27 protein-coding genes are annotated in these 16,969 nt (G+C 54.7%); all 27 read left to right on the top strand.

What is annotated here, in order from left to right; all coding sequences use genetic code 11:
• The first annotated feature begins 48 nt into the window (after positions 1-48).
• The 27 genes from ACIROW_RS17620 to secY all read left to right on the top strand — a co-directional run bounded on the left by ACIROW_RS17620 (position 49) and on the right by secY (position 16,955).
• The gene (locus ACIROW_RS17620; RefSeq protein ID WP_402277759.1) at positions 49-1,182 is read left to right on the top strand and encodes a hemin-degrading factor; all 1,134 of its coding nucleotides are present in this window, start codon (positions 49-51) and stop codon (positions 1,180-1,182) included.
• A 301-nt stretch (positions 1,183-1,483) separates the two neighbouring features.
• Entirely contained in the window at positions 1,484-1,867 is a 384-nt protein-coding gene (rpsL, locus tag ACIROW_RS17615; RefSeq protein ID WP_053200552.1) for a 30S ribosomal protein S12, read from the top strand.
• A gap of 137 nt (positions 1,868-2,004) precedes the next feature.
• Positions 2,005-2,475, top strand: a complete 471-nt coding sequence (gene rpsG, locus ACIROW_RS17610) for a 30S ribosomal protein S7 (RefSeq protein WP_016836042.1) — start codon at positions 2,005-2,007, stop codon at positions 2,473-2,475.
• Positions 2,476-2,602: 127 nt separating this feature from the next.
• Positions 2,603-4,708, top strand: a complete 2,106-nt coding sequence (fusA, locus tag ACIROW_RS17605; protein ID WP_402277758.1) for an elongation factor G — start codon at positions 2,603-2,605, stop codon at positions 4,706-4,708.
• Positions 4,709-4,790: 82 nt separating this feature from the next.
• Complete coding sequence (gene tuf, locus ACIROW_RS17600; RefSeq protein ID WP_016836040.1) at positions 4,791-5,987, top strand: elongation factor Tu; 1,197 nt, start codon at positions 4,791-4,793, stop codon at positions 5,985-5,987.
• A 64-nt stretch (positions 5,988-6,051) separates the two neighbouring features.
• Positions 6,052-6,369, top strand: a complete 318-nt coding sequence (rpsJ, locus tag ACIROW_RS17595; RefSeq protein WP_016836039.1) for a 30S ribosomal protein S10 — start codon at positions 6,052-6,054, stop codon at positions 6,367-6,369.
• A gap of 205 nt (positions 6,370-6,574) precedes the next feature.
• The gene (gene rplC / locus ACIROW_RS17590; RefSeq protein WP_053200846.1) at positions 6,575-7,231 is read left to right on the top strand and encodes a 50S ribosomal protein L3; all 657 of its coding nucleotides are present in this window, start codon (positions 6,575-6,577) and stop codon (positions 7,229-7,231) included.
• A 3-nt stretch (positions 7,232-7,234) separates the two neighbouring features.
• The gene (rplD, locus tag ACIROW_RS17585; RefSeq protein ID WP_016836037.1) at positions 7,235-7,855 is read left to right on the top strand and encodes a 50S ribosomal protein L4; all 621 of its coding nucleotides are present in this window, start codon (positions 7,235-7,237) and stop codon (positions 7,853-7,855) included.
• Positions 7,852-8,166 carry a 50S ribosomal protein L23 gene (gene rplW, locus ACIROW_RS17580; RefSeq protein WP_016836036.1) on the top strand — a complete coding sequence of 105 codons (315 nt, stop codon included), beginning with the start codon at positions 7,852-7,854 and terminating at the stop codon, positions 8,164-8,166. Before rplD ends, rplW begins: the two co-directional genes overlap by 4 nt.
• Positions 8,166-8,990, top strand: a complete 825-nt coding sequence (gene rplB / locus ACIROW_RS17575; protein ID WP_265216066.1) for a 50S ribosomal protein L2 — start codon at positions 8,166-8,168, stop codon at positions 8,988-8,990. Before rplW ends, rplB begins: the two co-directional genes overlap by 1 nt.
• 9 nt (positions 8,991-8,999) lie before the next feature.
• A complete protein-coding gene (gene rpsS / locus ACIROW_RS17570; protein ID WP_007875308.1) occupies positions 9,000-9,275 on the top strand; it encodes a 30S ribosomal protein S19 in 276 nt (91 codons plus the stop codon).
• A 6-nt stretch (positions 9,276-9,281) separates the two neighbouring features.
• Positions 9,282-9,614 (top strand): 50S ribosomal protein L22, encoded by a 333-nt coding sequence (rplV, locus tag ACIROW_RS17565; RefSeq protein ID WP_016836033.1) that lies wholly within the window; start codon positions 9,282-9,284, stop codon positions 9,612-9,614.
• A 9-nt stretch (positions 9,615-9,623) separates the two neighbouring features.
• Positions 9,624-10,442, top strand: coding sequence for a 30S ribosomal protein S3 (gene rpsC / locus ACIROW_RS17560; protein WP_053200843.1), 819 nt, complete (start codon positions 9,624-9,626; stop codon positions 10,440-10,442).
• 2 nt (positions 10,443-10,444) lie between these two features.
• Positions 10,445-10,864 (top strand): 50S ribosomal protein L16, encoded by a 420-nt coding sequence (gene rplP / locus ACIROW_RS17555; protein WP_007875315.1) that lies wholly within the window; start codon positions 10,445-10,447, stop codon positions 10,862-10,864.
• Positions 10,865-10,876: 12 nt separating this feature from the next.
• The gene (rpmC, locus tag ACIROW_RS17550; protein ID WP_016836031.1) at positions 10,877-11,068 is read left to right on the top strand and encodes a 50S ribosomal protein L29; all 192 of its coding nucleotides are present in this window, start codon (positions 10,877-10,879) and stop codon (positions 11,066-11,068) included.
• Positions 11,065-11,337 (top strand): 30S ribosomal protein S17, encoded by a 273-nt coding sequence (gene rpsQ, locus ACIROW_RS17545; protein ID WP_016836030.1) that lies wholly within the window; start codon positions 11,065-11,067, stop codon positions 11,335-11,337. Before rpmC ends, rpsQ begins: the two co-directional genes overlap by 4 nt.
• A gap of 201 nt (positions 11,338-11,538) precedes the next feature.
• Entirely contained in the window at positions 11,539-11,907 is a 369-nt protein-coding gene (rplN, locus tag ACIROW_RS17540; RefSeq protein WP_016836029.1) for a 50S ribosomal protein L14, read from the top strand.
• A 9-nt stretch (positions 11,908-11,916) separates the two neighbouring features.
• On the top strand, positions 11,917-12,231 hold the full coding sequence (gene rplX, locus ACIROW_RS17535) for a 50S ribosomal protein L24 (RefSeq protein ID WP_402277757.1): 315 nt from the start codon (positions 11,917-11,919) through the stop codon (positions 12,229-12,231).
• A 6-nt stretch (positions 12,232-12,237) separates the two neighbouring features.
• The gene (gene rplE, locus ACIROW_RS17530; protein WP_016836027.1) at positions 12,238-12,777 is read left to right on the top strand and encodes a 50S ribosomal protein L5; all 540 of its coding nucleotides are present in this window, start codon (positions 12,238-12,240) and stop codon (positions 12,775-12,777) included.
• Positions 12,778-12,784: 7 nt separating this feature from the next.
• Complete coding sequence (rpsN, locus tag ACIROW_RS17525; RefSeq protein ID WP_007875333.1) at positions 12,785-13,090, top strand: 30S ribosomal protein S14; 306 nt, start codon at positions 12,785-12,787, stop codon at positions 13,088-13,090.
• A gap of 14 nt (positions 13,091-13,104) precedes the next feature.
• On the top strand, positions 13,105-13,500 hold the full coding sequence (gene rpsH / locus ACIROW_RS17520) for a 30S ribosomal protein S8 (RefSeq protein ID WP_007875335.1): 396 nt from the start codon (positions 13,105-13,107) through the stop codon (positions 13,498-13,500).
• A gap of 10 nt (positions 13,501-13,510) precedes the next feature.
• On the top strand, positions 13,511-14,044 hold the full coding sequence (rplF, locus tag ACIROW_RS17515; RefSeq protein WP_016836026.1) for a 50S ribosomal protein L6: 534 nt from the start codon (positions 13,511-13,513) through the stop codon (positions 14,042-14,044).
• A 12-nt stretch (positions 14,045-14,056) separates the two neighbouring features.
• Positions 14,057-14,419 (top strand): 50S ribosomal protein L18, encoded by a 363-nt coding sequence (rplR, locus tag ACIROW_RS17510; protein WP_016836025.1) that lies wholly within the window; start codon positions 14,057-14,059, stop codon positions 14,417-14,419.
• 11 nt (positions 14,420-14,430) lie between these two features.
• Complete coding sequence (gene rpsE, locus ACIROW_RS17505) at positions 14,431-14,949, top strand: 30S ribosomal protein S5 (protein ID WP_016836024.1); 519 nt, start codon at positions 14,431-14,433, stop codon at positions 14,947-14,949.
• 10 nt (positions 14,950-14,959) lie between these two features.
• A complete protein-coding gene (rpmD, locus tag ACIROW_RS17500) occupies positions 14,960-15,139 on the top strand; it encodes a 50S ribosomal protein L30 (protein WP_007875342.1) in 180 nt (59 codons plus the stop codon).
• A 27-nt stretch (positions 15,140-15,166) separates the two neighbouring features.
• Complete coding sequence (gene rplO / locus ACIROW_RS17495; protein WP_029363883.1) at positions 15,167-15,598, top strand: 50S ribosomal protein L15; 432 nt, start codon at positions 15,167-15,169, stop codon at positions 15,596-15,598.
• A gap of 25 nt (positions 15,599-15,623) precedes the next feature.
• Entirely contained in the window at positions 15,624-16,955 is a 1,332-nt protein-coding gene (gene secY, locus ACIROW_RS17490; protein WP_029363882.1) for a preprotein translocase subunit SecY, read from the top strand.
• Positions 16,956-16,969: the final 14 nt, after the last annotated feature.

The raw sequence follows: 16,969 nt of genomic DNA, 5'->3' as shown, positions 1-16,969 counted from the left end.
ATCAGCAAAAAAAACGCCGCAAGGCACTTAACCGAAAAGAGGCATGAAATGAAATACACCAAACTGGGCGCGTTGCTGCTGGCGGCAGGCGTCATCAGCATCGCCGCATGTTCGACCACGCCGAACAGCAACCTGGCCGAGCGCTGGTCGGCATTGCGTGCGGAACAGCCAAAGCTGCAACCGCGCGACGCCGCGCAGAAGCTCACCGTCTCGGAAGCAGAGCTGGTCGCCACCAATGTCGGCAAGGGGACGACCCGCCTGCGCGACGGCGGCGTCTCCTACAAGGCGGTGTACGACCGGCTGCACGAGCTTGGCCAGATCAAGGCCATCACGCGCAATGACACCGCCGTGCTGGAGCGTGTCGGAACGGTCACGCAGGCAAAGCTCAATGCGGACGGCCGCGTGATTCCAGGTACCGGATTCGCCGGGGGCCCCATTGATCTACGCTTCGGCACCGATCAATGGCGCTCGGCGTTCGCCGTGGTGCAGCCCGGCCGCGAAGGCAAGATCAGCCGCAGTCTGCAGTTCTTCGACGTGCATGGCAACGCGGTGAACAAGGTGTACCTCGACAACGAAGCCGGCGTGGCGGCGTTCGACAAGCTGGTGGCGGACTTCAAGGCGCCCGAGCAGCCTGCCTACCTGAGTGTCGACAAAGCGCCGGCCAAGGTCGTCAAGAAGCCGAACGGCGAAGTCGACGTCAAGGAGTTGCGCGACACCTGGAACGAACTCAGCGACGTGCATGAATTCCCGCGTCTGCTCAAGGACCTGGGGATTACGCGTGAGCAAGCGCTGGATCTGATCGGCAAGGATGCCGCCTATCGCATCAGTGCGCAGTCGGTGCAGACCCTGCTCGACAGCGCCGCTACGCAAGGGCAGCCGATCATGGTGTTCGTGAGCAATCCGGGCATGACGCAAATCTTCAGCGGCAAGATCACGAAAGTGAAGGCGACCGAAGAGTGGTACAACGTGCTGGATCCGGATTTCAACCTGCATCTGCGCCAGGCCGGTATCGACCATGGCTGGGTGGTCAAGCGTCCGGCCAAGGACGGCATGATCACCTCGGTGGAGTTCTACGACGCCAAGGGTGAGCAGGTCGTCAACTTCTTCTCGCGCCGGGACCGCAACAAGGAGGAGACAGCCGCCTGGCGCAATATTGTTGCCAGTCTGGCAAAATCGTCTTGACGCGGGATGCCGCTTGATGAAAAAAGTGGCAGAAACGTCGTAAAACGGACACGGGGGTCAGGGCGCAGGGAGCTGCCCTTGACCCTTTTACGTTTTTGGCATACACTCGCGAGTTCTCGAATTTGGGCTCTCCTGAGCTTAAGCGTTCTTTGGTCTGCTTCCGGCTTTCTTCGGCGCTTCTCTCGTTTTCTCTAAAATCGGTGTGCACAGGTTTCTTTCGTGCAAGTTTCTTGTTTAATTCCAAGCAACCGTTCCTGGAATTAATGTTATTAACGTCGTAAATTTTGTTGGATATAAAACGATGCCAACCATCAATCAATTGATTCGCAACCCACGTGTCTCCGCGACCGTGAAAAGCAAATCGCCGGCGCTGGAAAACAGCCCGCAAAAACGCGGCGTATGTACCCGTGTTTACACAACGACTCCTAAAAAGCCAAACTCCGCTTTGCGTAAAGTTGCAAAAGTGCGTTTGACCAACGGCTTCGAAGTGATTTCGTACATCGGTGGTGAAGGCCACAACCTGCAAGAACATAGTGTCGTGCTGCTGCGCGGCGGCCGTGTGAAGGATTTGCCGGGTGTGCGTTACCACATGGTTCGTGGTGCTCTGGATACCCAAGGCGTCAAGGATCGTAAGCAGGCTCGCTCGAAGTACGGTGCTAAGCGCGCCAAGGCCGCTAAGAAGTAATTTGTTTTTTGTCGGGCGCAAGCCTGGTGAAATGTGTCGGTCCGTAACGGGCCGAGTAAGTGGTTGGCTATGATGGCCGTCCGCGAGTGCGGCAAGAGTTTATCTGCGCGCTCAACTGAAGACTGAAAGGAATTGAAATGCCACGTCGTCGTGAAGTACCCAAGCGGGATATCCTGCCTGATCCAAAGTTCGGCAATGTTGAAGTTGCTAAGTTCGTCAACGTGTTGATGTTGTCCGGCAAGAAGTCGGTCGCTGAAAACATCATCTACGGTGCGTTCGACCATATCCAAACCAAAACCGGTAAAGACCCGCTGGAAGTGTTCTCCGCTGCGCTGAACAACTGCAAGCCGCTGGTCGAAGTGAAGTCCCGCCGCGTTGGTGGCGCCAACTACCAGGTGCCGGTGGAAGTGCGTCCTGTCCGCCGTATGGCGTTGTCGATGCGTTGGTTGCGCGAAGCCGCAAACAAGCGTAGCGAAAAGTCCATGCCGCAACGTCTGGGTGGCGAGTTGATCGAAGCGGCTGAAGGCCGTGGCGGTGCGATGAAGAAGCGTGACGAAGTTCACCGTATGGCTGAAGCGAACAAGGCGTTCTCGCACTTCCGCTTCTAACAAGACTGTGCGGGGCTTTCCGGGCTTTTTGGAAAGACTTCGCTTGTATCTAAAATTTGTTCGAGCCGAGCGACTATTTTACAAAAATGGCGCTCGGTTTCGCGCATTAAAGACTTAGGAATAAATCATGGCTCGCAAGACCCCCATTGAGCGCTACCGCAACATCGGTATTTCCGCTCACATTGACGCCGGTAAGACAACGACGACTGAGCGCGTTCTGTTCTACACGGGCGTGAACCACAAGATCGGTGAAGTGCATGATGGCGCCGCCACCATGGACTGGATGGAACAAGAGCAAGAGCGTGGCATCACCATTACCTCGGCTGCGACGACCTGTTTCTGGAAGGGCATGGCGAACAACTTCCCGGCTCACCACATCAACATCATCGACACCCCGGGCCACGTTGACTTCACCATTGAAGTTGAGCGCTCGATGCGCGTGCTCGACGGCGCCTGCATGGTCTACTGTGCAGTCGGCGGCGTGCAGCCACAGTCGGAAACAGTCTGGCGTCAAGCGAACAAGTACAAGGTTCCACGTCTGGCGTTCGTCAACAAGATGGACCGTACCGGCGCGAATTTCTTCAAGGTGTACGATCAAATGCGTGCACGCCTGAAGGCCAACCCGATCCCTATGCAAGTGCCTATCGGCGCCGAAGACAACTTCGAAGGCGTGATCGATCTGGTCAAGATGCGTGCGATTTATTGGGATGACGCCAGCCAGGGCATGAAGTTCGACTACCGTGATATCCCTGAGCATCTGAAGGCAGAAGCTCAAAAATGGCGCGAGAACATGGTCGAAGCGGCTGCTGAAGCATCCGAAGAACTGATGAACAAGTACCTGGAAGACGGTGATCTGAGCGAAGAAGAGATCAAGGCTGCGATCCGTCAACGCACCATCGCCAGCGAAATCGTTCCGATGATGTGCGGCACCGCGTTCAAGAACAAGGGCGTGCAAGCCATGTTGGATGGCGTGATCGAATACCTGCCGTCGCCGGTCGACATCCCGCCTGTTCCAGGTCTGGATGAAGACGACGAGCCGGTCGTGCGTAAAGCAGAAGACACCGAGAAGTTCTCGGCGCTCGCATTCAAGATCGCAACTGACCCGTTCGTTGGTCAGCTGTGCTTCATTCGTTGCTACTCGGGCACCCTGAATTCGGGCGACACCGTGTTCAACTCGGTGAAGTCCAAGAAGGAACGTATTGGCCGTATCGTTCAGATGCACGCCAATCAACGTGAAGAAATCAAGGAAATGCTGGCAGGCGATATCGCTGCCGTGGTCGGTCTGAAAGACACCACAACCGGCGACACCCTGTGCGACGACAAGGCTGTGGTCGTGCTGGAACGCATGGTCTTCCCTGAGCCAGTGATTTCGCAAGCTGTCGAGCCAAAGACCAAGGCTGACCAGGAAAAGATGGGCCTGGCGCTGAACCGTCTGGCTGCAGAAGATCCGTCGTTCCGCGTGCGTACCGACGAAGAATCGGGTCAAACGATCATCGCCGGTATGGGCGAGTTGCATCTGGACATTATCGTCGACCGCATGAAGCGTGAATTCAACGTCGAAGCGACCGTCGGCAAGCCACAAGTTGCTTACCGCGAAACCATCCGCAAGACTTGCGAAGAAATCGAAGGCAAGTTCGTCAAGCAATCCGGTGGTCGTGGTCAGTACGGTCACGTGGTTCTGAAGATCGAACCGCAAGAGCCGGGCAAGGGCTTCGAATTCGTTGACGCGATCAAGGGCGGTACCGTTCCTCGCGAATTCATCCCTGCAGTTGAAAAGGGTGTGCGTGAAACACTGAACACCGGCGTGTTGGCCGGCTATCCAGTGGTTGACGTCAAGGTCACTCTGTTCTTCGGTTCCTACCATGACGTCGACTCGAACGAAAATGCGTTCCGCATGGCCGGCTCGATGGCGTTCAAGGATGGTTGCCGTAAAGCCAGCCCGGTCATTCTGGAGCCGATGATGGCCGTTGAAGTTGAAACACCGGAAGACTACGCCGGTACCGTGATGGGCGATCTGTCGTCCCGCCGCGGTATGGTGCAAGGCATGGATGAAATCGCCGGCGGTGGCGGCAAGATCATCAAGGCTGAAGTGCCGCTGTCGGAGATGTTCGGTTACTCGACTTCGTTGCGTTCGGCAACACAAGGTCGTGCGACATATTCGATGGAATTCAAGCACTACTCCGAAGCACCGAAGAACGTCATCGACGCGATCGTTACTTCCAAGACCAAGTAATTTAGTTTTGCGCATTCCCTGCGTTGGCAGGGGATGCGCTTTTAATTGTTGAGAAAATCGTTCTTTTTGAAGGAAATGCAAAATGGCAAAAGGTAAATTCGAGCGGACCAAGCCGCACGTGAACGTTGGCACGATTGGTCACGTTGACCACGGCAAGACCACACTGACAGCCGCAATCGCGACCGTGTTGTCGAAGAAATTCGGCGGCGAAGCGAAGGCCTACGATCAAATTGACGCAGCGCCAGAAGAAAAGGCACGCGGCATCACCATCAACACTGCGCACGTTGAATACGAAACGGCAAACCGTCACTACGCGCACGTTGACTGCCCAGGCCACGCCGATTATGTGAAGAACATGATCACCGGCGCCGCGCAGATGGACGGCGCGATCCTGGTTTGCTCCGCAGCAGACGGCCCGATGCCACAAACACGCGAACACATCCTGCTGTCGCGTCAAGTTGGCGTTCCTTACATCATCGTGTTCCTGAACAAGGCCGACATGGTTGATGATGAAGAGCTGCTGGAACTGGTCGAAATGGAAGTGCGCGAGCTGTTGACCAAGTACGAATTCCCAGGCGACGACCTGCCAATCATCAAGGGTTCGGCGAAGCTGGCCCTCGAAGGCGACACTGGCCCGCTGGGCGAGCAAGCGATCATGGCCCTGGCAGAAGCGCTGGACACTTACATCCCGACACCGGAACGTGCTGTTGACGGCGCCTTCCTGCTGCCAGTGGAAGACGTGTTCTCGATCTCCGGCCGCGGTACCGTTGTGACCGGTCGCGTTGAGCGCGGTATCGTCAAGGTCGGCGAAGCCCTGCAAATCGTCGGTATCCGCGACACACAAGACACAGTTTGCACCGGCGTCGAAATGTTCCGCAAGCTGCTGGACCAAGGTCAGGCAGGCGACAACGTTGGCGTGCTGCTGCGCGGCACCAAGCGTGAAGACGTGGAGCGTGGCCAAGTGTTGGCCAAGCCAGGTTCGATCAAGCCGCACAAGCACTTCACCGGCGAGATCTATGTGTTGTCGAAAGACGAAGGCGGCCGTCATACTCCGTTCTTCAACAACTATCGTCCACAGTTCTACTTCCGTACTACGGACGTGACTGGTTCGATCGAGTTGCCGAAGGACAAGGAAATGGTCATGCCAGGCGACAACGTGTCGATCACCGTGATGCTGATCAACCCGATCGCGATGGAAGAAGGCCTGCGCTTCGCTATCCGTGAAGGCGGTCGTACCGTCGGCGCCGGTGTGGTTGCCAAGATCCTGCCAGACGCGTAATACGTAGTTATTTATCATTGCCGCGGATGGTTGTCATCCGCGGTTCGTTCTTTAAAGGAAAACCATGTCAGTTCCTAGCCAAAAAATCCGTATCCGCCTGAAGGCATTCGACTACCGTCTGATCGACCAATCCGCACAGGAAATCGTCGACACGGCAAAGCGCACCGGCGCCGTCGTCAAGGGTCCAGTTCCGCTGCCGACACGCATCCAACGTTTCGACGTTCTGCGTTCGCCACACGTCAACAAGACCTCGCGCGATCAATTCGAAATCCGCACGCACCAGCGTCTGATGGACATCGTTGATCCGACCGACAAGACAGTCGATGCACTGATGAAGCTGGATCTGCCGGCTGGCGTTGATGTAGAAATCAAGCTGCAATAAGCTTTTGCGGCAGGTGTTGTAAAAAGTATGACCGGGTAGGACTTTGACATACCACGACACTGTCGGGTATTGCAAATAAAAATTTACCCGGTTATACTGATCGGCTTCGGTGGAGTCGCGCTGGCTTTTTGCCTCGGCGATTTCACATATTTTAGTAGTACAAACATCAGCCCCGCCCAATCGCAGGCGGGAATGGAGAAAAACAATGAGCCTAGGCCTTGTTGGTCGCAAGGTTGGTATGATGCGTATCTTCACGGAAGACGGGGATTCTATTCCTGTGACCGTGTTGGATGTGTCGAACAACCGCGTGACCCAAATCAAAACGCCTGAAGTGGATGGCTATTCCGCTGTTCAGGTCGCATACGGTCAGCGTCGCGCCTCGCGTGTGACTAAAGCTGCTGCCGGTCACTACGCCAAAGCTGGCGTTGAAGCTGGTACCGTCCTGAAAGAATTCCGCATTGACGCAGCCAAGGCTGCCGAGTTGAAAGCTGGCGACGTCGTCGCTGCAAGCTTGTTCGAAGCTGGCCAGAAAGTGGACGTGCAGGGCGTGTCCATCGGTAAGGGCTACGCTGGTACGATCAAGCGCCACAACTTCGCATCCGGTCGCGCATCCCACGGTAACTCCCGTTCGCACAATGTTCCAGGCTCCATCGGTATGGCGCAGGATCCAGGTCGTGTTTTCCCTGGTAAGCGCATGACCGGTCACCTGGGTGACGTTACCTGCACAGTGCAAAACCTCGAGATCGCACGCATCGACGCTGAGCGTCAATTGCTGCTGGTCAAGGGTGCCGTGCCAGGCGCGAAGAACGGCCAAGTGGTCGTGTCGCCGGCAGTCAAAGTTAAAGCCAAGAAGGGAGCCTAATTCATGGAACTCAAGCTCCTGAATGATCAAGGTCAAGCCGCATCGAACGTCGCTGCCCCTGACACGATCTTTGGTCGTGATTACAACGAAGCGCTGATTCATCAAGTCGTCGTGGCTTATCAAGCCAATGCTCGCAGCGGTAACCGCAAGCAAAAAGACCGTGAAGAAGTGCACCACACAACCAAGAAGCCATGGCGCCAAAAGGGTACTGGCCGCGCTCGTGCCGGTATGTCGTCGTCGCCACTGTGGCGCGGCGGTGGTCGTATTTTCCCGAACTCGCCTGACGAAAACTTCTCGCACAAGGTCAACAAGAAGATGTATCGCGCAGGTGTCTGCTCGATTCTGTCCCAGTTGGCTCGCGAAGGTCGTCTGTCGATCGTCGAGAATTTCTCGGTCGAAGCACCGAAGACCAAGCTGCTGTCCGAAAAGCTGAAGGTCATGGGTCTGGACTCCGTGTTGGTCATTACTGACAACCTGGAAGAAAACCTGTTGCTGGCATCGCGCAATCTGCCGAACGTGCTGATTGTCGAGCCGCGTCAAGCTGATCCAGTCTCCCTGGTGTTCTACAAGAAAGTGCTGATCACCAAGCAAGCACTGGCCAAGATTGAGGAGTTGCTGGCATGAACGCAATTAAACATAGCGAAGAGCGCTTGCTGAAAGTGCTGCTGGCGCCGGTGATCTCTGAAAAGGCAACCTTCGTCGCCGAGAAAAACGAGCAAGTCGTTTTTCTGGTGACGCAAGATGCGACCAAGCTGGAAGTCAAGGCTGCGGTCGAACTGCTGTTCAAGGTCCAAGTGGAGTCCGTTCAGGTCGCGAATCGTCAAGGTAAGCAAAAGCGCTCCGGCCGTTCGGTTGGTCGCCGCAACCATACACGTCGCGCATTTGTCAGCCTGAAGCCTGGTCAAGAGATCAACTTCACCGAGGAGGCTAAATAATGGCACTCGTAAAAGTTAAACCAACCTCGCCTGGTCGTCGTGGCATGGTCAAGGTCGTCAGCGACCTGTACAAGGGTCGTCCGTTTGCCGGCCTGATCGAAAAGAAGTCCAAGACTGCTGGTCGTAACAACAACGGTCACATCACCACCCGTCATATCGGTGGCGGCCACAAGCAACACTACCGCGTTATCGACTTCCGTCGTAACAAGGACGGTATCGTTGCCAAGGTCGAGCGTATCGAATACGACCCGAACCGTACTGCGCACATTGCTCTGCTGTGCTACGCAGACGGCGAACGCAAGTACATCATCGCTCCCAAGGGCATCGCAGTCGGCGATCAGCTGATCAGCGGCTCGGAAGCGCCGATCAAGGCTGGTAACTCGCTGCCGATCCGCAACATTCCTGTCGGTACGACAATCCACTGCGTGGAAATGTTGCCAGGCAAGGGTGCTCAGATCGCTCGTACCGCCGGCGCCGGCGTTGTGCTGATGGCGCGCGAAGGTACTTACGCTCAGGTGCGTCTGCGCTCCGGTGAAGTGCGCCGCATTCACATCGAATGCCGAGCAACCATCGGTGAAGTCGGTAACGGCGAACACAATCTGCGCAAGATCGGTAAAGCTGGTGCCATGCGTTGGCGTGGCGTTCGTCCGACAGTGCGTGGTGTGGTCATGAACCCGGTCGATCACCCGCACGGTGGTGGTGAAGGTAAGACTGCAGCAGGTCGTCATCCAGTTTCGCCGTGGGGTCAACAGACCAAGGGCAAGAAGACACGCAGCAACAAGCGTACGACTTCAATGATTGTCTCGCGCCGCGGCAAGAAATAAGGATAAAACATGACACGTTCATTGAAAAAAGGTCCATTCTGCGACGCTCACCTGGTCAAAAAGGTTGAGGCCGCTCAAGCGACTAAAGACAAGAAGCCAATCAAGACATGGTCCCGTCGTTCGACAATCATGCCGGATTTCATCGGCCTGACGATCGCGGTGCACAACGGCAAGCAACACGTGCCGGTGTATGTGTCCGAAAACATGGTTGGTCATAAGCTCGGTGAATTCGCGCTGACCCGTACGTTCAAGGGTCACGCCGCCGATAAGAAGGCTAAGAAATAAGGTCCTATGATGGAAACTAAAGCTACCCTGCGTGGTGTGCATCTGTCGGCCCAGAAGGGCCGTCTGGTTGCAGACCTGATCCGCGGCAAAAAAGTTGATCAAGCACTGAATATCTTGGCCTTCAGCCCTAAAAAGGGTGCGGTCATCATCAAGAAGGTTCTGGAGTCCGCAATCGCGAACGCCGAACACAATGATGGCGCCGACATTGACGAGCTCAAAGTCACGACTATTTATGTGGAAAAAGGTACGGTCCTCAAGCGCTTCACAGCGCGTGCAAAAGGCCGTGGTGATCGTATTTCCAAGCAATCCTGTCACATTTACGTGACTGTCGGAAACTAAGGAGTCACGATGGGACAGAAGATTCATCCAACCGGTTTCCGTCTGGCGGTTACACGTAACTGGGGATCGCGCTGGTATGCAGGCAATAACAATTTTGCCGACATGCTCAACGAAGATCTGAAGGTTCGTGCTTACCTGAAGACAAAACTGAAGAACGCTTCGGTTGGTCGCGTCGTTATCGAGCGTCCGGCGAAGAATGCCCGCATCACCATTTACAGCTCCCGTCCAGGCGTTGTGATCGGTAAGAAGGGTGAAGACATCGAAGTGCTGAAGGCAGCGCTGGGTAAATTGATGGGCGTGCCCGTGCACGTCAACATCGAAGAAATCCGCAAGCCGGAAGCCGATGCGCAATTGATCGCCGATTCGATCGCTCAGCAGCTCGAAAAGCGTATTATGTTCCGTCGCGCCATGAAGCGTGCGATGCAAAACGCAATGCGTCTGGGTGCTCAAGGCATCAAGATCATGTCGTCCGGTCGTCTGAACGGTATCGAAATCGCCCGTAAGGAATGGTATCGCGAAGGCCGCGTGCCTCTGCACACCCTGCGCGCTGATATCGACTACGGCTTCGGCGAAGCACAAACCACATACGGCATCATCGGTATCAAGGTTTGGGTTTACAAGGGCGATCGTCTGGCTAACGGCGATGCACCAGTGTTGGTCGGTGAGCCAGAAGACGACAAGAAGCGTCGCGGTCCACGTCGTGATGATGGCAAGCCAGGTGCTCGTCCTCGTCCGAAGACCGCCGGTGCTCCAGCAGGTGCGGGCGCCAAGCGTGCTCCACGTCAAGCTGCCGATGCCGGTGTGTCGGCTGAGAAAGCAGGAGAATAATCATGCTGCAACCAGCACGTAGAAAATATCGTAAAGAACAAAAAGGTCGCAATACGGGTATCTCGCACTCGCGTGGTACAGCCGTATCGTTTGGCGAATTTGGTCTGAAGGCAGTTGGCCGTGGTCGTATCACGGCGCGTCAGATCGAAGCCGCTCGTCGTGCTATGACCCGTCACATCAAGCGTGGCGGTCGTATCTGGATCCGCGTTTTCCCGGACAAGCCGATTTCCCAAAAGCCTGCTGAAGTGCGTATGGGTAATGGTAAGGGTAATCCAGAATACTACGTGGCTGAAATTCAGCCAGGTAAGATGCTGTACGAGATGGATGGTGTTGACGAAGCTCTGGCGCGTGAAGCGTTCCGCTTGGCAGCAGCCAAATTGCCACTGTCGACGACTTTTGTTGTTCGTCAAGTCGGTCAATAATAGGAGCGGAATATGAAAGCATCTGAACTCCGTGGTAAAGACGAAGCGGCTCTGGCCAAAGAACTGAATGAGCTGCTGAAGGCTCACTTCAGCTTGCGCATGCAAGTGGCTACGCAGCAACTGAACAATACTGCGCAACTGAAGAAAGTACGTCGCGATATCGCACGTGTGAAAACAGTCATCAATTCGAAGGGTCAACAATGAACGATCAAGTGAAACAAGCGCTCAAGCGCACGCTGATTGGCAAGGTTGTGTCCGACAAGATGGATAAGACTGTTACCGTTCTGATCGAACGTCACGTCAAGCATCCTCTGTACGGCAAAATCATCGTGCGTACCAACAAGTACCACGCTCATGATGAAGCCAACCAGGCGAAGACTGGCGACACCGTCGAGATCCAGGAAGGCCGTCCAATCTCCAAGACCAAAGCTTGGAGCGTGACACGCGTTGTACAAGTGGCACAAATAGTTTAAGTAGTGCTTGCTTACTCAGCATTATGGCGTCATAATGCTGAGCTCTCCTTTGCTTCTTGGTGTTTGGCAAGGCCGAGAGGCAAGATGCAGTTACGTAGCTTAATCGTCCCCTAACTAGCAGGTTCGCTTGCTAACAGGACCAAGACTGACCGCGATTCACATTGTGTGATTTAAGCGGATTAAGTTGGGAAAGAAAATATCATGATTCAAACTGAAAGCCGGCTCGAAGTGGCCGACAACACCGGTGCGCGCGAAGTTTTGTGCATCAAAGTCTTGGGTGGTTCCAAGCGCCGTTACGCAGGCATCGGTGACGTGATTAAAGTTACCGTGAAGAGCGCAGCTCCACGCGGTCGCGTCAAAAAAGGTGAAATTTATAACGCTGTCGTCGTTCGTACCGCCAAGGGCGTGCGTCGTCAGGATGGTTCCTTGGTCAAGTTCGACAGCAATGCTGCTGTCCTGCTGAACGCCAAGCTTGAGCCTATCGGTACCCGTATTTTCGGGCCAGTTACTCGTGAGCTGCGTACAGAGCGCTTCATGAAGATCGTCTCTCTGGCGCCTGAAGTTCTGTAAGGAGTGGTCATGGGAAAGATTCGTAAGAACGATGAAGTCATCGTGCTGACCGGCAAAGACAAAGGTAAGCGCGGTGTGGTAACTCAGCGTGTCAGCGCTGATTACGTTGTTGTTGACGGCATTAACGTCGCTAAAAAAGCGACCAAGCCTAATCCAATGACTGGTGCAACTGGCGGCATCGTCGATAAGCTGATGCCAATTCATGTGTCGAACCTCGCATTGTTCAATGCGACGGCCGGCAAGGCAGATCGCGTGGGTTACAAGAACGTGGACGGCAAGAAAGTCCGCGCTTATAAATCCAGCGGCGAAGTTGTTAAGGTTTAATAGATCATGGCACGTCTCCAAGAGTTCTATAAAGAAAAAGTCGTTGCCGACTTGACTGCTAAGTACGCTTATAAGTCGGTAATGGAAGTTCCGCGCATTCTGAAGATCACATTGAACATGGGTCTGTCGGAAGCTGTTGCGGATAAGAAAATCATCGAGCACGCTGTCGGCGATTTGACCAAGATTGCTGGTCAGAAGCCGGTCGTGACCAAGGCGCGTAAAGCGATTGCGGGTTTCAAGATCCGTGAAGGCTACCCGATTGGTTGCATGGTGACCCTGCGTGGCGCCCAGATGTACGAGTTCCTGGATCGTTTCATCACCGTGGCTCTGCCGCGTGTGCGTGACTTCCGTGGTGTCTCCGGTCGTGCTTTCGATGGTCGTGGTAACTACAATATCGGTGTGAAAGAGCAAATCATTTTCCCCGAAATTGAATACGACAAAATCGATGCGCTGCGTGGCTTGAATATCAGCATCACGACAACCGCGAAGACCGACGACGAAGCGAAATCGCTCCTCGCCGCATTTAAATTCCCGTTCAGAAACTGAGGCTGCCATGGCAAAACTGGCACTGATTAACCGTGAACAAAAGCGTGCAGATCTGGTGAAGAAATACGCCGGCAAGCGCGCTGAGTTGAAGGCAATCATCGACGACCAATCCAAGTCGGAAGAAGAACGTTACGAAGCGCGCCTGAAGTTGCAAGCGCTGCCACGTAACTCTGCTCCGACCCGCCAACGTAATCGTTGCGCACTGACAGGTCGTCCACGTGGCACATTCCGTAAATTCGGTTTGGGCCGTATTAAGGTCCGTGAAATCGCCATGCGTGGCGAAATCCCGGGTTTGACTAAAGCCAGCTGGTAATAGGAGAACAAGCAATGAGTATGAGCGATCCTATCGCCGATATGCTGACCCGTATCCGCAATGCGCAAGTTGTGCAAAAGACGACCGTAGCAATGCCGTCGTCGAAGGTCAAAATCGCAATTGCTAACGTCCTCAAGGACGAGGGCTATATCGAAGACTTCGCCGTGGCAGAAGCCGGCGGCAAAGCAGAACTGAAAATCGGCCTGAAGTACTATGCCGGTCGTCCGGTTATCGAGCGCCTCGAGCGCGTGTCCCGTCCTGGCCTGCGTATTTACAAAGGCAAAGACGAGATTCCTAACGTGATGAACGGCCTGGGTGTGGCAATCGTTTCCACTCCACGTGGCGTCATGACAGATCGCAAAGCGCGCGCTACCGGTGTCGGTGGCGAAGTGATTTGCTACGTGGCCTAAGGAGTGCAATATGTCTCGTGTTGGTAAAATGCCGATTGCACTGCCAGGTGGCGCGGAAGCGACCATTACTGCAGCGCAGATCACAGTAAAAGGCCCGTTGGGCTCGCTTTCCCAGCCATTGACTGGCCTGGTGAAAGTTGCAAACAACAATGGCACGCTGAACTTCGAAGTGGCAGATGACAGCCGCGAAGCGAATGCAATGTCCGGTACCCTGCGTGCGTTGGTCAATAACATGGTCAACGGTGTCACTAAGGGTTTCGAAAAGAAGCTGAACTTGGTTGGTGTGGGTTTCCGCGCTCAAGCACAAGGCGACAAGCTGAATCTGTCGCTGGGCTTTTCGCACCCGATCGTTCACCAGATGCCACAAGGCATCAAGTGTGAAACCCCGACTCAAACCGAGATCTTAATCAAGGGTATCGACCGCCAAGTAGTTGGCCAGGTCGCCGCTGAAATCCGTGCATATCGTCAGCCAGAGCCTTACAAGGGCAAGGGCGTTCGTTATTCGGATGAAGTGGTTGTACTCAAAGAAACCAAGAAGAAGTAATAGGGGTTGACGATGGACAAGAAACAATCACGTCTGCGCCGCGCGACTCAAACCCGTGCCAAGATCGCAGAATTAAAGGTCAATCGCCTGGCCGTGCATCGTACCAACACGCACATCTACGCGAGCATCATCGGCCCCGACGCAAACGTCCTGGCTTCGGCATCGACGTTGGAAGCGGAAGTTCGCCAACAACTGGCTGGCCAATCGGGCAAGGGCGGCAACGCTGCTGCCGCGACATTGGTAGGCAAGCGCGTCGCCGAGAAGGCACTGAAAGCTGGAGTCACCGAAGTAGCGTTTGACCGCTCCGGTTTCCGTTATCACGGCCGCGTCAAGGCGTTGGCTGAAGCTGCGCGTGAAGCCGGCCTGAAGTTCTAAGGAAAATCATCATGGCAAAAATGCAATCGAAAATGCAAAGCGACAAGCCGGATGACGGCATGCGCGAAAAAATGATCGCGGTCAACCGTGTCACCAAAGTGGTGAAGGGTGGTCGTATCATGGGTTTCGCAGCGCTGGCAGTTGTTGGTGACGGCGATGGCCGTATCGGCATGGGCAAGGGCAAGTCGAAAGAAGTGCCAGTTGCAGTGCAAAAGGCAATGGAAGAAGCCCGTCGCAAGATGATCAAGGTCACCTTGAAGAACGGTACTCTGCAACACACAGTGACCGGCAAGCATGGTGCGTCGTCGGTTCTGATGTCGCCAGCCAAAGACGGTACCGGTGTGATCGCCGGCGGCCCGATGCGCGCAATTTTCGAAGTGATGGGCGTGACCAACGTTGTTGCAAAGTCGAATGGTTCCACCAATCCTTACAACATGGTCCGTGCAACACTCGACGGTTTGGCCAAAATGAACACTCCAGCAGAAATTGCAGCCAAGCGCGGCAAGTCTGTTGAAGACATCCTGGGCTAAGGTAAAACAGATGGCAAACACAATCAAAGTACAACTGGTCAAAGGTTTGATCGGTACTCGCCAAGACCACCGTGCAACAGTGCGCGGTCTGGGACTGCGTCGCGTTAATTCGGTCTCCGAATTGCAAGACACCCCATCGGTTCGCGGCATGATCAACAAAGTGTCCTATCTTGTGAAAGTGGTTTCGTAAGCCTTGGGCTTGCGAACGGAGCAAATCATGGAATTAAACACAATCCAACCAGCTGATGGCGCCAAGCACTACAAGCGTCGCGTCGGCCGTGGTATCGGTTCTGGCCTGGGCAAGACAGCCGGTCGTGGTCACAAGGGTCAAAAATCGCGTTCGGGCGGCTTCCATAAAGTCGGCTTCGAAGGTGGTCAGATGCCTCTGCAACGTCGTCTGCCAAAGCGCGGTTTCAAGTCGCTGGCAGCGCCGTACAAGGCTGAAGTCCGTTTGTCCGACCTGGAAAGCCTGCCGGTTACCGAGATCGATATCCTGGCATTGAAGCAAGCCGGCGTCATCGGCGAACTGGCCAAGGTTGTCCGCATCATCCTGTCGGGTGAGCTGACCAAGAAAGTAACAGTCAAGGGTTTGATTGCTACCAAGGGCGCAAAAGCAGCTATTGAAGCTGCCGGCGGTTCGGTAGCTTAATCTGACGTTTGACGCGGAGCATTAATTGGCGACTACACCTCAACTTGCTAAAGGCGCTGCAAAAGGATTCCCTTGGAACCGTTTGTGGTTTTTGCTGGCGGCATTAGTTGTATATCGCATCGGTGCTCACATTCCTGTTCCAGGAATTGACCCGACGCAGTTGGCGCAATTGTTCAAACAAAACCAGGGCGGCATCTTGGGCATGTTCAACATGTTCTCCGGCGGCGCCCTGTCGCGTTTCACAATTTTCGCTCTTGGGATCATGCCGTATATTTCGGCGTCGATCATCATGCAGTTGCTGTCGGTGGTATCGCCGCAGCTCGAGGCGTTGAAAAAAGAAGGTGAAGCCGGGCGTCGCAAGATTACCCAGTACACCCGCTACGGCACTCTGGTGCTGGCAACGTTTCAGGCGCTGGGTATTGCTGTTGCACTGGAATCGCAAGCTGGTCTTGTGTTGGATCCGGGTCTGGCGTTCCGCCTGACGACGGTCGTGACGCTGGTGACCGGTACGATGTTCCTGATGTGGCTGGGCGAGCAGATTACGGAGCGCGGTTTGGGTAATGGCATTTCGATCATTATCTTCGCCGGTATCGCAGCTGGTTTGCCGAACGCATTGGGTGGCTTGTTTGAACTGGTTCGTACAGGTTCGATGAGCGCATTGTCGGCGATCCTGATTTGCGTGATCGTGGCGCTGGTGACGTTCCTGGTGGTGTTCATTGAACGCGGCCAACGCAAGATCCTGGTGAACTATGCGAAGCGTCAGGTCGGCAACAAGATCTACGGCGGGCAAAGCAGTCATTTGCCGCTGAAGCTGAACATGGCTGGTGTGATTCCTCCCATCTTCGCTTCGTCGATCATCTTGTTCCCGGCGACGATCACGAGCTGGTTCACTTCCGGCGATACATCGAATCCTTTCATTCGTTTCCTGAAGGATTTGGCTGCATCGATGGCGCCGGGCGAACCGATTCATGCGCTGCTGTATGCGATTGCAATTGTTTTCTTCTGTTTTTTCTACACTGCGTTGGTTTTCAACAGCAAAGAAACGGCAGATAACCTGAAAAAGAGCGGTGCGTTTGTTCCTGGTATTCGTCCTGGTGACCAGACTGCCCGTTACATCGACAAGATCTTGATGCGCTTGACGTTGGCCGGTGCGGTGTACATCACATTGGTTTGCTTGTTGCCTGAATTTTTGATCGCACGTTGGAAGGTGCCTTTCTACTTCGGTGGAACCTCTCTTCTGATTATTGTGGTCGTCACCATGGATTTCATGGCGCAGGTCCAGAATTATGTAATGTCTCAGCAGTATGAATCGTTGCTTCGCAAGGCAAATTTCAAGGGCGGTATGACTTCACGATAGGTGAAGGGTAGCGC

The organism is Herbaspirillum sp. NPDC101397 (genome assembly GCF_044767325.1).
Lineage (GTDB): Bacteria > Pseudomonadota > Gammaproteobacteria > Burkholderiales > Burkholderiaceae_D > Herbaspirillum.
The sequence above is the reverse complement of the archived record's forward strand: the minus strand, read 5'-3'. Positions and strand labels throughout refer to the sequence as shown.

Coding starts and splice junctions, on each gene's coding strand:
- rpsC (WP_053200843.1), top strand. CDS start 9,624: ATGGGACAGAAGATTCATCCAACCGGTTTCCGTCTGGCGGTTACACGT.
- rpsG (WP_016836042.1), top strand. CDS start 2,005: ATGCCACGTCGTCGTGAAGTACCCAAGCGGGATATCCTGCCTGATCCA.
- rpsH (WP_007875335.1), top strand. CDS start 13,105: ATGAGTATGAGCGATCCTATCGCCGATATGCTGACCCGTATCCGCAAT.
- rplD (WP_016836037.1), top strand. CDS start 7,235: ATGGAACTCAAGCTCCTGAATGATCAAGGTCAAGCCGCATCGAACGTC.
- rplE (WP_016836027.1), top strand. CDS start 12,238: ATGGCACGTCTCCAAGAGTTCTATAAAGAAAAAGTCGTTGCCGACTTG.
- rplN (WP_016836029.1), top strand. CDS start 11,539: ATGATTCAAACTGAAAGCCGGCTCGAAGTGGCCGACAACACCGGTGCG.
- rpsQ (WP_016836030.1), top strand. CDS start 11,065: ATGAACGATCAAGTGAAACAAGCGCTCAAGCGCACGCTGATTGGCAAG.
- rpsN (WP_007875333.1), top strand. CDS start 12,785: ATGGCAAAACTGGCACTGATTAACCGTGAACAAAAGCGTGCAGATCTG.
- rplF (WP_016836026.1), top strand. CDS start 13,511: ATGTCTCGTGTTGGTAAAATGCCGATTGCACTGCCAGGTGGCGCGGAA.
- rplC (WP_053200846.1), top strand. CDS start 6,575: ATGAGCCTAGGCCTTGTTGGTCGCAAGGTTGGTATGATGCGTATCTTC.
- rpmC (WP_016836031.1), top strand. CDS start 10,877: ATGAAAGCATCTGAACTCCGTGGTAAAGACGAAGCGGCTCTGGCCAAA.
- ACIROW_RS17620 (WP_402277759.1), top strand. CDS start 49: ATGAAATACACCAAACTGGGCGCGTTGCTGCTGGCGGCAGGCGTCATC.
- rplX (WP_402277757.1), top strand. CDS start 11,917: ATGGGAAAGATTCGTAAGAACGATGAAGTCATCGTGCTGACCGGCAAA.
- rplW (WP_016836036.1), top strand. CDS start 7,852: ATGAACGCAATTAAACATAGCGAAGAGCGCTTGCTGAAAGTGCTGCTG.
- fusA (WP_402277758.1), top strand. CDS start 2,603: ATGGCTCGCAAGACCCCCATTGAGCGCTACCGCAACATCGGTATTTCC.
- tuf (WP_016836040.1), top strand. CDS start 4,791: ATGGCAAAAGGTAAATTCGAGCGGACCAAGCCGCACGTGAACGTTGGC.
- rplP (WP_007875315.1), top strand. CDS start 10,445: ATGCTGCAACCAGCACGTAGAAAATATCGTAAAGAACAAAAAGGTCGC.
- rpsL (WP_053200552.1), top strand. CDS start 1,484: ATGCCAACCATCAATCAATTGATTCGCAACCCACGTGTCTCCGCGACC.
- rpsS (WP_007875308.1), top strand. CDS start 9,000: ATGACACGTTCATTGAAAAAAGGTCCATTCTGCGACGCTCACCTGGTC.
- rpsE (WP_016836024.1), top strand. CDS start 14,431: ATGGCAAAAATGCAATCGAAAATGCAAAGCGACAAGCCGGATGACGGC.
- rplV (WP_016836033.1), top strand. CDS start 9,282: ATGATGGAAACTAAAGCTACCCTGCGTGGTGTGCATCTGTCGGCCCAG.
- rplR (WP_016836025.1), top strand. CDS start 14,057: ATGGACAAGAAACAATCACGTCTGCGCCGCGCGACTCAAACCCGTGCC.
- rpmD (WP_007875342.1), top strand. CDS start 14,960: ATGGCAAACACAATCAAAGTACAACTGGTCAAAGGTTTGATCGGTACT.
- rplB (WP_265216066.1), top strand. CDS start 8,166: ATGGCACTCGTAAAAGTTAAACCAACCTCGCCTGGTCGTCGTGGCATG.
- rpsJ (WP_016836039.1), top strand. CDS start 6,052: ATGTCAGTTCCTAGCCAAAAAATCCGTATCCGCCTGAAGGCATTCGAC.
- rplO (WP_029363883.1), top strand. CDS start 15,167: ATGGAATTAAACACAATCCAACCAGCTGATGGCGCCAAGCACTACAAG.